We start from the raw sequence: 13,754 nt of genomic DNA on the forward strand, positions 1-13,754 counted from the left end.
CCCATGTTTGAGCGCCTTATCCAATTCGCCATTGAGCAGCGCATCATCGTGCTGCTGGCGGTGCTGTTGATGGCCGGTGTCGGCATCGCCAGCTATCAGAAATTGCCCATAGACGCGGTGCCTGACATCACCAACGTGCAGGTACAGATCAACTCGGCGGCGGCTGGTTTCTCGCCATTGGAAACCGAGCAGCGCATTACCTTTCCCATCGAAACTGCGATGGCCGGTCTGCCGGGTTTGCAGCAAACGCGTTCGCTGTCGCGCTCCGGCTTGTCCCAGGTCACGGTGATTTTCAAGGACGGCACCGATCTGTTCTTCGCCCGTCAATTGGTCAACGAACGCTTGCAAGTCGCGCGCGAGCAATTGCCCAGCGGCATCGAAACGGCGATGGGACCGATCTCCACCGGGCTTGGGGAAATCTTCCTGTGGACCGTGGAAGCCAAGGACGGCGCGCTCAAGGACGACGGCACGCCTTACACACCGACGGACCTGCGGGTGATCCAGGACTGGATTATCAAGCCGCAACTGCGCAACGTGCCCGGCGTGGCCGAGATCAACACCATCGGCGGCTTTGCCAAGGAATACCAGATCGCCCCAGATCCCAAGCGTTTGGCGGCCTACAACCTGACTTTGAACGATCTCGTCACCGCGCTGGAGCGCAACAACGCCAACGTCGGCGCCGGTTATATCGAGCGCAGTGGCGAGCAACTGCTGATCCGCGCACCGGGGCAATTGGCGTCCATTGATGACATCGCCAATATCGTCATCACGTCTGCGGACGGCACGCCGATTCGCGTGCGTAATGTGGCCCAGGTCGAGATCGGCCGTGAACTGCGCACTGGCGCCGCCACGGAAAACGGCCGTGAAGTGGTGCTGGGCACGGTGTTTATGTTGATCGGCGAAAACAGCCGCAGCGTGTCCCAGGCCGTGGCGAAAAAACTCGAAGACATCAACCGCTCGCTGCCCGAAGGCGTGGTGGCGGTGACGGTCTACGACCGTACCAACCTCGTCGAAAAAGCCATTGCCACGGTAAAGAAGAACCTCTTTGAGGGGGCGCTGTTGGTGGTCGCGGTGCTGTTTCTGTTCCTGGGCAATATCCGGGCGGCGTTGATCACCGCGATGGTGATTCCCCTGGCGATGCTGTTCACCTTCACCGGCATGTTCACCAACAAAGTCAGCGCCAACCTGATGAGCCTCGGCGCGCTGGACTTCGGCATTATCGTGGACGGCGCGGTGGTGATCGTCGAGAACGCCATCCGCCGCCTGGCCCACGCGCAACAGCGCCACGGTCGTCTGTTGACCCGCAGCGAGCGCCTGCACGAAGTGTTCTCCGCCGCCAAGGAGGCACGGCGTGCGTTGATCTTTGGGCAGTTGATCATCATGGTCGTCTACCTGCCGATCTTCGCCCTCACCGGTGTGGCCGGGAAGATGTTCCACCCCATGGCCTTCACTGTCGTGATCGCCCTGCTGGGCGCGATGATTCTGTCGGTGACCTTCGTACCGGCGGCGATTGCGCTGTTTGTCACCGGCAAGGTCAAGGAAGAGGAAAACCTGGTGATGCGCAGCGCACGCCGGGTCTACGCGCCGGTGCTGGATTGGGTGATGACGCGCCGTCCGCTGGTGTTCGGTCTGGCGCTGCTGACCATCGTTGGTTCGGGCGCGGTGGCCAGCCGCATGGGCAGTGAATTTATCCCCAGCCTCAGCGAGGGCGATTTCGCCCAACAGGCCCTGCGTGTGCCCGGCACCAGCCTCACGCAATCGGTGCAGATGCAGCAGCAGCTTGAGAAAGTATTGATGGCCCAGGTGCCGGAAATCGAGCGGGTGTTTGCGCGCACCGGTACCGCAGAAATCGCCTCTGACCCGATGCCGCCGAATATTTCCGACAGCTACGTGATGCTTAAACCCAAGGACCAATGGCCCGATCCGGACAAAACCCGCGAAACGCTGATTGCGGACATCCAGCGCGCCAGTGCGATCGTGCCCGGCAGCGCGTATGAACTGTCGCAACCTATCCAACTGCGCTTCAACGAGCTGATCTCTGGGGTACGCAGTGATGTGGCGGTCAAGGTGTTTGGCGATGACATGGCGGTGTTGAACAAGACCGCCGGGGAAATCGCCGAGACCTTGCAGAAGCTTGATGGCGCCTCGGAAGTGAAGGTGGAACAGACCTCCGGTTTGCCGGTGCTGACCATCAATATCGACCGCGACAAGGCTGCGCGTTTTGGCCTGAATGTCGGTGATGTGCAGGACACTATTGCGGTGGCCGTCGGTGGGCGCCAGGCCGGTACGTTGTATGAAGGCGACCGCCGTTTTGACATGGTTGTGCGTTTGTCCGACGCCCTGCGCACCGATATCGACGGCCTGTCGCGGCTGCTGATCCCGGTGCCGGCGCTGGCCTCCGGGCAACTGGGTTTTATTGCCTTGTCCCAAGTTGCCAGCCTGGACCTGGTGCTCGGTCCGAATCAGATCAGCCGCGAGAACGGCAAGCGCCTGGTGATCGTCAGCGCCAACGTGCGTGGGCGCGATATTGGTTCGTTTGTGGCAGAGGCCGAAGCGGCCATCACCGATCAGGTGAAAGTACCGGCGGGCTACTGGACCACCTGGGGCGGCCAGTTCGAACAGCTCAAGGAAGCCTCCGAGCGCTTGCGCATCGTGGTGCCGGTGGCGTTGCTGCTGGTGTTCGGCTTGCTGTTTATGATGTTCAACAACCTCAAGGACGGGCTGCTGGTGTTTACCGGCATTCCGTTCGCGTTAACGGGTGGGATCATGGCCTTGTGGCTGCGGGATATTCCTCTGTCGATCTCGGCAGGGGTGGGCTTTATCGCGTTGTCCGGTGTGGCGGTGCTCAATGGCCTGGTGATGATTGCGTTTATCCGCAACCTGCGCGAGGAAGGGCGCTCATTGTCGGTGGCGATCAACGAAGGCGCTCTGACCCGACTGCGCCCAGTGTTGATGACCGCACTGGTGGCGTCCCTCGGATTTATCCCCATGGCCCTGGCCACCGGCACCGGGGCCGAGGTGCAACGGCCGCTGGCGACAGTGGTGATCGGGGGGATTATTTCTTCGACGTTGCTGACCTTGCTGGTGTTGCCGGCGTTGTACCAGTGGGCGCATCGCAAAGAAGAGGGCAATGGTTGAAGTAGTTGAAGCGGGGTTTCTGCGGTGTCTGTGGTGAGCGGGCTTGCCCCGCGCTGGGCTGCGAAGCGGCCCTAATCCGGCTACCGGGGTTTTTAAGACAAACCGCAGCGCCTGTTTTTGGGGCTGCTTCGCAGCCCAGCGCGGGGCAAGCCCGCTCACCACAATAATCCCGCTCGGCACAACAAGTGCGGTGATCACAATAAGCTCGATCGGCACAACAAGTGCGGTGACCACAATAATCCCGCTCACCACAACAAGTGCGGTGACCACAATAAGCCCGGTCACCACAACAAGCCTGATCACTAAAAAACGGCGTGTTCAAGGAAGGGGAAACACCAGTCTGAACCGCGTAAAGCACCCTGGTTGGCTGCTGACGTCGGCGTGCCCTTGGTGCAGGTGCATGATCGATTGCACGATGGCCAGTCCCAGCCCGGTGCCGCCTTCGGCGCGGGTGCGACTGCTGTCGGCGCGGTAGAAACGTTCGAACAGGTGCGGCAGGTGCTGCGTTTCTATGCCTCGGCCGGGGTTGCCCACCGACAGCGCCACGCTCTGGTCGTAGGTTTCCACCAGCAGCAACACGCTGGCGCCGCTGGGCGTGTGGCGGATCGCGTTGGACAGCAGGTTAGAGATGGCGCGCTGGATCATCAGGCGATCCCCGGTCACCCACGCGTCGCCGCGCAGGCTCAGGGTGACCTGCTTGTCCTCGGCACTCAGGGAGAACAGTTCGATCACCCGCTGCGCTTCGTCCCCCAGTGACACCGCGCCAAACCCGGCCCGTGCCGCCGGGTGGCTGACTTGGGCGAGAAACAGCATGTCGGAAACGATGCGCGACAGGCGTTCCATTTCCTCGGTGCAGGATTCCAGCCCGGCTTTGTACTCGTCCGAAGGGCGCTCGCGGGACAGGGTCACTTGGGCCTTGCCCATCAGGTTGGTCAACGGCGCGCGCAGTTCGTGGGCCAGGTCGTCGGAGAATTGCGACAGCTGCTGCACCCCGGCATCGAGGCGATTGAGCATCACGTTGAAACCTTGTGCCAACTCGCCCAGTTCCTTGGGCAGGTTATCCACAGACAACCGATGGGTCAGGTCCTGGGTGGTGACTTGGGCCGCCACATGGCTGAACTGCTTCAATGGCGCCAAGCCGCGTTGCACCAGCCACCAGGCGCCCATGCCGATCAGGATCAACAACAACGGCAAGGCGATCACGGTGGAGCGCAGGTAGGCGCTGAGTAACGCTTCATCGTCGGAGCGGTCCAGCGACAGCAATACCCGCACATACTCGCCGCCGCGCAAGGGCATCACGTGGGTGGCGGTGAGGATGCGATTGTCGCGACCGTCCACCCAATTCACGTAGGCCAGGTTTTTGCCGGCGGGGGCGTCGAGCAACAGCGGCTGCTGAGGTTTGGCGCCGACGCTGAGCAGCACCGGCGCGTCAGGCTGGGTGCCGGTGATGGTCAGGTAGATGTTGTCGTGGCCCATCACCAAGTCCAGCAACGAGTGAGGGCGGGCGGCGATGTCGTGGGGTTTTAAATCCTGGCGCAGGCTGTGTTCCAACTGCTCCATCTTGTTTTCCAGGCCTTTGCGCGCGAGGTTTTCCAATTCGTGGGTCAGGGCCAGGTAGGCGAGGGTGGCGAGCAGTACGACCAGCCCCGCGCCCATCAGGCTGACCGTCAGGCCCAGGCGCATCGATAGGCTGCTGGTCTTCATTGGCGCGCTTCCAGCACATAACCCACGCCGCGAATGGTGTGGATCAGCTTGACCTCGCTCTGGTCATCGACCTTGCCGCGCAGGCGGCTGATGGAGACTTCCACCACGTTGGTGTCGCAATCGAAGTTCATGTCCCACACCAGGGAAATAATCTGCGTGCGGGTCATCACCTCGCCCGTCTGGCGCATCAGCACATGCAGCAGGGCGAACTCCTTGGTGGTCAGGTCGATGCGCCGGTTGCCGCGATAGGCACGATGCCGGCGTGGGTCCAACTCCAGGTCCGAGACGCGCAGCACCTCCGGCAGCGGGATATGTTCACTGCGCCGCAGCAGGGTGCGCACGCGGGCGAGCAACTCGGGAAATTCGAAGGGTTTGACCAAGTAATCGTCGGCGCCCATGTCCAGGCCCTTGATCTTATCGGCCAGGCGCCCGCGCGCTGTGAGCATCATCACGCGCTGATTGCCCTCACGGCGCAGTTGCTCCAGCACTTCCCAACCGTCGGTGTTGGGCAGGTTGACGTCGAGGATCACCAGTTCATAGGTGTTTTGCCTGGCCAGGTGCAGACCGTCGATGCCGCTGGCGGCGCAGTCGACGACGTAACCGCTTTCGGTCAGGCCTTGCTGCAAGTAATCGGCGGTTTTCTGCTCGTCCTCAACCACAAGGATACGCATGGGGATTTACCTTCAAGGAAACGAAAGGAGATGGCCTCATAGAGGCTCTGAGGGATCTGTAGAAAACTCTGAAGCCTGAAGTAGCTTTAGGGTCAAGGCAGCCCAGGCCGCTGCGACGATTCGTCGCTGAACACACGCACAAAAAAAACGCCCCAGACGGGGCGTAAAAATTCATCTCTGTTCCAAAGGAGCTACACAAAAGCTGCAGAGATGAAGTGTGTTCGATGTGCAGTATAAAAAGTGCAACTTAACGAGAAGGTGGGGCCGATATTACAGTTCTGACAGACTTCAACTTGTGAACAGATGTACGGCATCGGCAACTGAATGTAAGTGGAACACCTAGAGCACGGCCAACGGATACTCGATAATCACGCGAACTTCTTCCAGGTCCGACTCGAACGCACTTGAACGCACGGTGGCCTGGCGCAGCCTGAGCGACAGATCTTTCAAGTTGCCACTTTGCACCACGTACTTGGCTTCGATATCCCGCTCCCATCGGCGTTGATCGGTGAGCGGATCGCCGGCTGAATCGCGGCGCATGTACACCGCGTTGGCGTTGCTGTAATCGGCGCCGGTGCCTTTGGCGTAGCGGGTCATGAACGACAGGCCGGGGATGCCGAAGGCCTGCATGTCCAGGTCATAGCGAACCATCCACGAGCGTTCCTTGGGCGAGTTGAAGTCGCTGTACTGGATCGAGTTGTTGAGGAAGATCGAGTCCGAGTTGCGCAGGTAGTCGAAGTCGTCATCGCCGTTGTTGCGTTGATGGGACACGGCCAGGCTGTGGGCGCCGACCTTCACGCCGAGTCGGGCGCTCCAGATGGTGTTATCGAATTCACCGAGCAGTTTTTTACCTTCGTCCACAGCCTTATAGACGTTGACGTCGCCGAACAACGAGACGTCGTCGCTCAGCGGGTAACTGGCCGCGCTGCCCGCGTAATACTGGTTCCACGCGTCTTTGAGTCGGCTGCTATAGAGGCTTAGGCTGAGGTGTTTGTTGAACTGGTAATCGCCGCCGCCATAGGCGATCCAGGGCGAGTCCACGGGGCCTGCGTAAAACGTCGCAAAACCTTTGTTCATGCCGCTTTCAGCCGGTTGGCTCATGCCGCTCAGGCGCCCGCCCTGCAAGGTCAGGCCTTCCAGGCTGGTGTTCTGCGCGGTCACGCCACGGAAGCTTTCCGGCAGCACCCGTGAATCGCCGTAGGCCACCACCGGCGTAAGCGGGAACACGTCGCCGGCCTTGATCACCGTGTCCAATACGCGCAATTTCGCCGCGCCGCCCACTTTGCTGTAGCTGTCTTCGGGATGGTTGTTGCTGTCCACCGGCATCACGCCGAACGAGCCCTTGCCGCCGCTGCGGCCGGTGCCCGAGTCGAGCTTCACGCCGACCATGGCGAAGGCGTCCAGGCCAAACCCCACGGTGCCCTGGGTAAAGCCAGACTCGAATTTACCGATCAAACCCTGGGCCCAGGCTTCCGAATAACCATTGCCGGTCGGGCTGGATTGGCCCTTGCGATCATCGCGATTGAAGTAAAAATTGCGCGCCAGCACGTTCAGGCTGCTGCCTTCGATAAACCCTTCGGGCGTGTCTTCAACCGCTACCGCCGCCAGGGGTAAAGCGGCGCACAGTGATAGGGGAAGGGTGTAATAACGGATCTGCATGTTTCGCTCCTCGGTATTGGCAGTTATCAGCTTCTTATGGAGGTGGGCGTTTTTATTGATTTGGCCCGGGCTGATAGTTGCAAACCGTGGATAACGATTGGATGGCTTGAACATTACAATTCTGGAAACTCCCCGCCGTCTAACAAATAAGTAATGTTCTGGTGAACATCGTGACAGGGTGGGTTGGTTAGTCTCGGCACTGAACTTTCAGTCGAGGAATTAACCATGAACTTTTATCGCATTGGCTTGGGTGTATTGATCGCTACGTTGTCATTCGGGGCACTGGCCGAAGGCGGCGGTGACCGCACCTTTGACCGAATGATGGAGCGCAATGAAAAAGCCATGGCCGCCTACGCGGAGAGAAACGGCAAACCCGCGCCCCAGGTGCAGGTGTATCGCTATGGCATGGACCTGGACATTGCCAAGGTGGTCAACGTCACACCGCCGATCCGCGCCTGTAACCCTGTGCCCTCGCGCATGACCTATGAGGACTCCAGCGGAACACTCACTACCTTGGAATATCAAGTCATGGGCGTGTGTCGAAATAACGGCAGTTAATGGCGTCAAAAAAAAGAGTCGGGAATGGCACTAAAGTACGCTTCAGAAAGGCTCCGCAGGGCCGATGCATGTCAGATCTTTCTTTCTCCATTTGACCATCGGTGACCAATGTTCAACACCCGTTTGAAGCAGGAGCTGTCGGCTCTTCGCGAAGAATTGTCCAGCTTGCAGCAGGTTAAGGAGAGCCTGGAAAGCGAAATGTTGTGCCTGACGCTGGACGCCGAAGGTCGGGTGGAATGGGCGAATGCCAATTTCCTGCAGGAGCTGGCTTACCAGTCGAGCAATATTGTGGGGCGCCCCATCGAAGATTTGGTACCTGTTCATGTACGCAGGGATGAGTTCCAGCAGCGCTTCAACAACGCACTGCGACGTGGCGAGCACTTCGCTGGCACTGTGCGGTTGATGCGTGGCAATGGCCTGGAAGTGTGGCTGCGCTCGATCGTGCAGCCGGTGCGCAGTTCCGATGGGCGCATCAAGCATTTTTCGATTTACGCCAGCGACCTGACCCGCACCATCGAAGCATCGCGCGAGCATGAAAACCTGATTACTGCACTTGTGCGTTCCACCGCTGTGATCGAGTTCGACCTGGGCGGCCATGTGCTCACCGCGAATGATCGGTTCCTCGGCGGCATGGGTTACAGCCTGGCGCAGATCCAGGGCAAACATCACCGTATGTTCTGTGAGCCGCAGGAGTACAACAGCGCCGAGTACCAGAACTTCTGGAATCGTCTGAACAACGGTGAGTTCGTCGCCGCGCGCTTCAAGCGTGTGGACAGCCGTGGGCATGTGGTGTGGTTGGAAGCTACCTACAACCCGGTGATGGACGCCAATGAACGCCTGTACAAAGTGGTCAAGTTCGCTACGGTGATCACCGATCAGGTCAACCGAGAACAAACGGTGGCCGACGCCGCGAACATTGCGTACACCACCTCCCTGCAAACCGACAACAGCGCCCAACGCGGCACCACGGTGGTGACTCAGGCGGTGGAAGTGATGCGCGATCTGGCTACGCACATGCAACAGGCCGGTGAAGGCATTGAGGCGCTGAACGCGCAATCCCAGGTGATAGGCACCATCGTCAAGACCATCAGCGGCATCGCCGAGCAGACCAACTTGCTGGCGCTCAACGCGGCCATCGAGGCGGCGCGCGCCGGCGAGCAGGGCCGCGGTTTTGCGGTAGTGGCCGATGAGGTCCGCCAGTTGGCGTCGCGTACCAGCAAAGCCACCGAGGAAATCGTCGGTGTGGTGCGTCAGAACCAGGACATGGCCCGCGATGCGGTAGCCCTGATGACCGACGGCCGTCTGCAAGCCGAGCAAGGTCTGGCCCTGGCGGCGGAAGCGGGCACGGTGATTGTGGAGATCCAGGACGGCGCACAGAAGGTGGTCAGCGCTGTGGGGCAATTCGCGAACCAACTGTCGACCTGACCCGTGGGGCTCATGCTTGAGGTATCGTAGGTTTTTCCGTTTAGAAGAGCCGATCCTCCATGAGCCCTGCCCACTGCCGCCCCGTTCCGCTGTCCAAGGCCTATCGCTTGCTCAACCACGGCCCGACCGTGCTGGTCAGTGCGGCCCACAGCGGCCAGCGCAATATCATGGCGGCGGCCTGGGCCATGCCGCTGGACTTCGAACCGCCGAAAGTCGCTGTGGTGCTGGACAAGGCCACCTGGACCCGTCAGCTGTTGGAGGGCGCCGGCACGTTCGTGCTGCAGGTGCCCTGCGCGGCCCAGGCCGATCTGGTTCAGACCGTCGGCAATACCACCGGCACCGAGCGCGACAAGTTCGCCACGTATGGCTTGCAAACCTTCAGCGGTGAACACACCGATGCGCCCTTGCTGGAAGGCTGCGTAGCCTGGCTGGAATGTTGCCTGCTTCCCGAACCCCACAACCAGCAGACCTATGACCTGTTCCTCGGCGAAGTGGTCGCGGCCTATGCCGACGAGCGGGTGTTCAGTGACGGCCACTGGCACTTTGAAGGTCATGATGAGTTGCGCACTTTGCACCATGTAGCCGGCGGCAATTTCCTGAGCATCGGCCAGCCGATTGTGGGGCGGCAGCTCTAAGCCTCACCAGCGTGCGTTTGCCAGCGCCTCGGCAAACGCCATCAATTTTGGCGAGTACTGCCGGGATGGCGGGTAGACCAACGAGATGCCCCGGCTGCGCCCGGCGACTGTCTCCAATACTGGCACCAGGCGTCCTGTGGCCAGGTCATCCCGCACGGCGAAATCCATTACCTGGGCAATGCCAAAGCCTCCCACGGCGCCGTCGACCATCGCATCACCGATATCAAAGATCAGCCGCCCCTCGACACTGACGTCCTGCACTTTGCCGTCGATCATGAATTGCCAATCCACCATACGGCCGGTACGTAAGTTGCGCACGGTGAGGCAGTGGTGGTCCTTGAGTTCATCAATTGTCTGCGGAGTACCAAAGCGCGCCAGATAGGCGGGTGCGGCAACGGTGATCCATCGCAGGGGTGCCAGGTTACGGGCGATCAGGCGTTGGTCCTGGATTTCTCCGGTGCGCAACAACGCGTCGAAGCCTTCATCGACGATATCCACCAGGCGGTCGGTCATTACGGCTTCGATGCGCAACTCGGGGTAACGCAAGGTCAACTCGCCGATGACCGGCATCACCACCTTGCGGCCGAACAATGAAGGTGTACTGATTTTCAACAGGCCCGATGGGCTGCAGCGACGGTCGAGCATCAGCTTTTCGGTTTCGGCCAGTTCCGCCAGCAGCGGCGCGCTGCGCTCGTAGAGCATCTGGCCATCGGGGGTCAGGCTGACGCTGCGCGTATTACGTTGCAGCAGGCGCACGCCCAATTCGTTTTCCAGGCGTGAGATGGCGCGGGACAGGCCCGACTGAGTGAGCCCCAGATCACCCGCCGCACGGGTAAAACTGCGGGCTTCGGCCACGCGGACCAGCAGGCGAACAGCATTCAGATCCATGATTAAAGTCATTACTGAAAGAGTGGTAGGGCTATTTATCACTTGGCCCGCATAAAAGACACTGGCGGCACTTCATTTTCGGACAGGACGCTGTGATGTCTCCCTCACGACCTTCAGGCTGGATGCTGGCGTTACTGGCCACCGCTCAGTTGATCATCGCCCTTGATGCCACCATCGTATTTGTGGCACTGCCGCAGATCGGCACTCACTTGGATTTCTCTGCCCAGCAATTGCAGTGGGTGGTCAGTGCCTACAGCGTAGCGTTTGGCGGTTTCTTGTTGCTGGGTGGCCGTGCCACTGACTTGTTGGGCAAGCGCCGCCTGTATCGCGTGGGCCAGTCGCTGTATGCGCTGTCGTCGCTGGCGGCAGTGGTCGGCGGCAGCGCGGTGTTACTGGTGTTGGCGCGAGCAGTGCAGGGCGTGGGCGGTGCGCTGTTGTTCCCGGCGACCCTGGCGTTGATTAACACCCACTACGCCGAAGGTCCGGCACGCAACCGTGCGTTCGCGGTATGGAGCGCAGCGTCAGCCGCGGGGTTGGCGCTCGGCGCCTTGCTCGGCGGTGTGCTGACCCAGGTGTGGGGTTGGGAGGCGGTGTTTCTGGTCAACGTGCCGTTGGCTGGAGGTTGTGCATGGGCGGCGCGTTATTGGATTCCTGCCGATGGCGCGCGGGCCCACGGCCGTAATTTCGATATCAGCGGCGCGCTGACCGTGACCGTCGGCGGTACGTTGCTGGTGTTTTCCCTGGTGCAAGGCCCCGAGTGGGGCTGGGCGGCACCGTCGACCCTCGGTTGTATCGCCTTGGCTGTGGCATTGCTGGGGCTGTTCGCCTGGATTGAACATCGCGGCCGCGATCCGCTGATGCCGCTGCGCTTGCTGGCTTATCGAGAATTGCGCATGGCCATGGTACTGACGGCAGTGTTCATGAGCAGCTTTGGCGTGCAGTACTACTTCCTGGCGCTGTATTACCAGCAGGTCTACGGCTATAGCGTGTTGCAAGCGGGCTTGGCGTTTTTGCCGGCAACCTTGGTGTGCACATTTGGCATCTGGCTAGCGGAACGCTCGATGGCGCGGCTGGGGCTGCGCAACACCTTGGTCAGCGGGCAATTGGCCGGCGCGGTGGGGATTGCGCTGGTGTGTTGGGCATTGCCCACCGGGGTGGGATTCTGGTCGCTGCTGCCGGGGATTTTCATCCTGAGCATTGGCCAGGGCATGACGTGGACGGCGATGTGGGTGGCAGCCGGGCTAGGCATCCGTCCTGGGGAGCAGGGCGTGGCGGCGGGGATGGCGTCTACCAGCCAGCAGATTGGTGGCGCGTTGGGGTTGGCGGTGTTGGTGTCGGTGGCCAATGCGGGTGGGATCGAGTTGGCGTTGTGGTGGAGTGCGGCGATTGCGCTGGTGGGAGCGGTGTTGGTGCTGGCGCTGAAAGAGCGCCATCCCATGTCGAACTCATCACAGCAAGCCCCCATTTAGAGTGCATGTTTAAAACGCTGACTCAGCGCCCGAGCATCTTCACCCACCGGGACGGCGGCATGCCGTAGGTGCTGCGAAACTGCCGGGTCATGTGGCTCTGGTCGGTGAAGCCGGCGATCAGCGCGGCGTCCACCAGCGACTGTCCCTGCGCCAGCAGACTGCGCACTAGGTCCAGCCGGCGCATCGTCAGGTAGCGGTAGGGGCTGGTGCCGAACAGCACGCGAAAATCCCGCGACAATGCCCAGCGGTCGCGGCCAGCGTGATCAGCGATTTCGTCCAGGGTGATGCTGCGGCCCAGGGTGCTGTGGATAAACTCCCGGGCGCGCTCGGCGGCTACGTAATCGAAGGTCTTACGGCTGACGATCGCCCCCGACGCATTGTTGAGCGCATGGGCCAGGTCGAACATCGCGTCCTGTTCCTGCAACGGGTCAATCGGATGATCGAGGTTCTGCAGCAGCACTTCGCTGGCGCGGAACAGCCTTGGGTCAGTGGATAAACCACTGGGGATAAACGGCAGCGGCTTGCCGCCGAGTATCTGCTGAATCAGTGACGGCTCCACGTAGATCATCCGGTACTTGAAGCCTTCGTCGCTGCCGGCCTGGCCGTCGTGGGTCTCGTCGGGATGAAGCACCATGGTCGTGCCGGGCAGGCTGTGGATCATGTCGCCGCGGTAGTGAAAACTCTGCACGCCAGACAAGGTACGCCCGATGGCGTAGGTGTCATGGCGATGGGGGTCGAACGCAAAGCCCGCAAAGTACGCCTCGATACGATCCAGGCCGCTGGCATGCGGGGCGCGGTGCAGCCAGTCGAGAGTGTGGGTGGGGTTGCCCATGGTGGCGTGTCACAAGAAGATATGGAAATACGTTAACCCAGTCTGCAACCCTTGTCTGCCGGGGTCTTGTACGATTGTGCAGGCGATTGGCGAGGTCTATGCTCCTTGCTCGTCCCTGCGCTGATGGAGCTGCCCAATGGAAGTTATCAACCCCGCCTACGTGGCTCCCCTGGTCTCGCTGGCCCTGCTGTGGACGGTGGCGGTGGTCACGCCTGGGCCCAACTTCTTCAACACGGCACAGTTGGCTGCCAGTTGTTCGCGCCGCCATGGCGTGGTGGCTTCGGCGGGCGTGTCCACCGGCACGATCATGTGGGGGCTGGCGGGTGGCCTGGGCATCAAATCGCTGTTTACCGCTGCGCCCATGTTGTACCTGGCGTTCAAGATCATCGGCGGCTGCTACCTGATTTACCTGGGGCTGAAACTGTTCAAGCGCTCGGCACCGGCGATGGGCCAGAGCCTATTGCCGGATGACACGCGACGTTCGCTGTTTTCCGCTTGGCGCCTGGGGTTGTTGGGCAACCTGTCCAACCCCAAGGCCGCGTTGTTCGTCGCTACCATCTTCGCCTCCACCATGCCGCCGTCTCCGTCGCCGATGCTGCTGACCCTGGCGGTGATCACCATGGCCAGCTTGTCGTTCAGTTGGTATTCCTGCGTGGCGTTGGTGTTTTCCAGTGCGCGCATGGCCAACCTCTACAGTCGCTCACGCAAATGGCTCGATCGTTTTGCCGGTGGTTGCTACGTGTTGTTCGGCGCACATCTGGTAGCGAATCGCTGA

Annotated in this window: 10 protein-coding genes and 2 pseudogenes; 7 read left to right on the forward strand and 5 right to left on the reverse strand. The window is 60.8% G+C overall.

Annotation, left to right across the window (positions count from 1 at the left end):
- The first annotated feature begins 3 nt into the window (after window positions 1-3).
- The gene (locus ACEN2T_RS06860; protein ID WP_032886050.1) at window positions 4-3,138 is read left to right on the forward strand and encodes a CusA/CzcA family heavy metal efflux RND transporter; all 3,135 of its coding nucleotides are present in this window, start codon (window positions 4-6) and stop codon (window positions 3,136-3,138) included.
- 318 nt (window positions 3,139-3,456) lie between these two features.
- Here the strand turns inward: ACEN2T_RS06860 and ACEN2T_RS06865 are convergent, their stop codons facing one another.
- The 3 genes from ACEN2T_RS06865 to ACEN2T_RS06875 all read right to left on the reverse strand — a co-directional run bounded on the left by ACEN2T_RS06865 (window position 3,457) and on the right by ACEN2T_RS06875 (window position 7,172).
- Entirely contained in the window at window positions 3,457-4,842 is a 1,386-nt protein-coding gene (locus ACEN2T_RS06865; RefSeq protein ID WP_099601909.1) for a heavy metal sensor histidine kinase, read from the reverse strand.
- Complete coding sequence (locus ACEN2T_RS06870; protein WP_032886055.1) at window positions 4,839-5,513, reverse strand: heavy metal response regulator transcription factor; 675 nt, start codon at window positions 5,511-5,513, stop codon at window positions 4,839-4,841. Before ACEN2T_RS06870 ends, ACEN2T_RS06865 begins: the two co-directional genes overlap by 4 nt.
- A 339-nt stretch (window positions 5,514-5,852) precedes the next feature.
- Window positions 5,853-7,172 (reverse strand): OprD family porin, encoded by a 1,320-nt coding sequence (locus ACEN2T_RS06875; protein WP_339482543.1) that lies wholly within the window; start codon window positions 7,170-7,172, stop codon window positions 5,853-5,855.
- A 225-nt stretch (window positions 7,173-7,397) separates the two neighbouring features.
- On the opposite strand from ACEN2T_RS06875, the gene ACEN2T_RS06880 reads away from it, so the two are divergent.
- The 4 genes and pseudogenes from ACEN2T_RS06880 (at window position 7,398) to ACEN2T_RS06895 (ending at window position 9,790) form a co-directional block, all read left to right on the forward strand.
- The gene (locus ACEN2T_RS06880) at window positions 7,398-7,730 is read left to right on the forward strand and encodes a DUF2790 domain-containing protein (RefSeq protein ID WP_099601911.1); all 333 of its coding nucleotides are present in this window, start codon (window positions 7,398-7,400) and stop codon (window positions 7,728-7,730) included.
- 198 nt (window positions 7,731-7,928) lie between these two features.
- Window positions 7,929-8,612 (forward strand): annotated as a pseudogene (locus ACEN2T_RS06885) (PAS domain-containing protein); the annotation flags it as partial.
- A 111-nt stretch (window positions 8,613-8,723) separates the two neighbouring features.
- Window positions 8,724-9,155: pseudogene (locus tag ACEN2T_RS06890) on the forward strand (methyl-accepting chemotaxis protein); the annotation flags it as partial.
- Window positions 9,156-9,214: 59 nt separating this feature from the next.
- Window positions 9,215-9,790 carry a flavin reductase family protein gene (locus tag ACEN2T_RS06895; RefSeq protein ID WP_442116487.1) on the forward strand — a complete coding sequence of 192 codons (576 nt, stop codon included), beginning with the start codon at window positions 9,215-9,217 and terminating at the stop codon, window positions 9,788-9,790.
- Between the two features lie 3 nt (window positions 9,791-9,793).
- Here the strand turns inward: ACEN2T_RS06895 and ACEN2T_RS06900 are convergent, their stop codons facing one another.
- Window positions 9,794-10,678, reverse strand: a complete 885-nt coding sequence (locus tag ACEN2T_RS06900) for a LysR family transcriptional regulator (RefSeq protein WP_032886062.1) — start codon at window positions 10,676-10,678, stop codon at window positions 9,794-9,796.
- A gap of 122 nt (window positions 10,679-10,800) precedes the next feature.
- On the opposite strand from ACEN2T_RS06900, the gene ACEN2T_RS06905 reads away from it, so the two are divergent.
- Entirely contained in the window at window positions 10,801-12,147 is a 1,347-nt protein-coding gene (locus ACEN2T_RS06905; protein ID WP_442116564.1) for an MFS transporter, read from the forward strand.
- A 22-nt stretch (window positions 12,148-12,169) separates the two neighbouring features.
- Here the strand turns inward: ACEN2T_RS06905 and ACEN2T_RS06910 are convergent, their stop codons facing one another.
- On the reverse strand, window positions 12,170-12,979 hold the full coding sequence (locus ACEN2T_RS06910; protein ID WP_442116488.1) for an AraC family transcriptional regulator: 810 nt from the start codon (window positions 12,977-12,979) through the stop codon (window positions 12,170-12,172).
- Window positions 12,980-13,115: 136 nt separating this feature from the next.
- Here ACEN2T_RS06910 and ACEN2T_RS06915 point away from each other — a divergent pair, with 136 nt between their 5' ends.
- Window positions 13,116-13,754 carry a LysE family transporter gene (locus tag ACEN2T_RS06915; protein ID WP_095183754.1) on the forward strand — a complete coding sequence of 213 codons (639 nt, stop codon included), beginning with the start codon at window positions 13,116-13,118 and terminating at the stop codon, window positions 13,752-13,754.

This window comes from Pseudomonas sp. W22_MBD1_FP4 (assembly GCF_052113765.1).
In the GTDB taxonomy this organism is placed as follows: domain Bacteria; phylum Pseudomonadota; class Gammaproteobacteria; order Pseudomonadales; family Pseudomonadaceae; genus Aquipseudomonas; species Aquipseudomonas sivasensis.

Bases quoted from the DNA above. Each gene is read 5' to 3' on its own strand.
- ACEN2T_RS06860 (WP_032886050.1), top strand. From the start codon at position 4: ATGTTTGAGCGCCTTATCCAATTCGCCATTGAGCAGCGCATCATCGTG.
- ACEN2T_RS06865 (WP_099601909.1), bottom strand. From the start codon at position 4,842: ATGAAGACCAGCAGCCTATCGATGCGCCTGGGCCTGACGGTCAGCCTG.
- ACEN2T_RS06870 (WP_032886055.1), bottom strand. From the start codon at position 5,513: ATGCGTATCCTTGTGGTTGAGGACGAGCAGAAAACCGCCGATTACTTG.
- ACEN2T_RS06875 (WP_339482543.1), bottom strand. From the start codon at position 7,172: ATGCAGATCCGTTATTACACCCTTCCCCTATCACTGTGCGCCGCTTTA.
- ACEN2T_RS06880 (WP_099601911.1), top strand. From the start codon at position 7,398: ATGAACTTTTATCGCATTGGCTTGGGTGTATTGATCGCTACGTTGTCA.
- ACEN2T_RS06895 (WP_442116487.1), top strand. From the start codon at position 9,215: ATGAGCCCTGCCCACTGCCGCCCCGTTCCGCTGTCCAAGGCCTATCGC.
- ACEN2T_RS06900 (WP_032886062.1), bottom strand. From the start codon at position 10,678: ATGGATCTGAATGCTGTTCGCCTGCTGGTCCGCGTGGCCGAAGCCCGC.
- ACEN2T_RS06905 (WP_442116564.1), top strand. From the start codon at position 10,801: ATGCTGGCGTTACTGGCCACCGCTCAGTTGATCATCGCCCTTGATGCC.
- ACEN2T_RS06910 (WP_442116488.1), bottom strand. From the start codon at position 12,979: ATGGGCAACCCCACCCACACTCTCGACTGGCTGCACCGCGCCCCGCAT.
- ACEN2T_RS06915 (WP_095183754.1), top strand. From the start codon at position 13,116: ATGGAAGTTATCAACCCCGCCTACGTGGCTCCCCTGGTCTCGCTGGCC.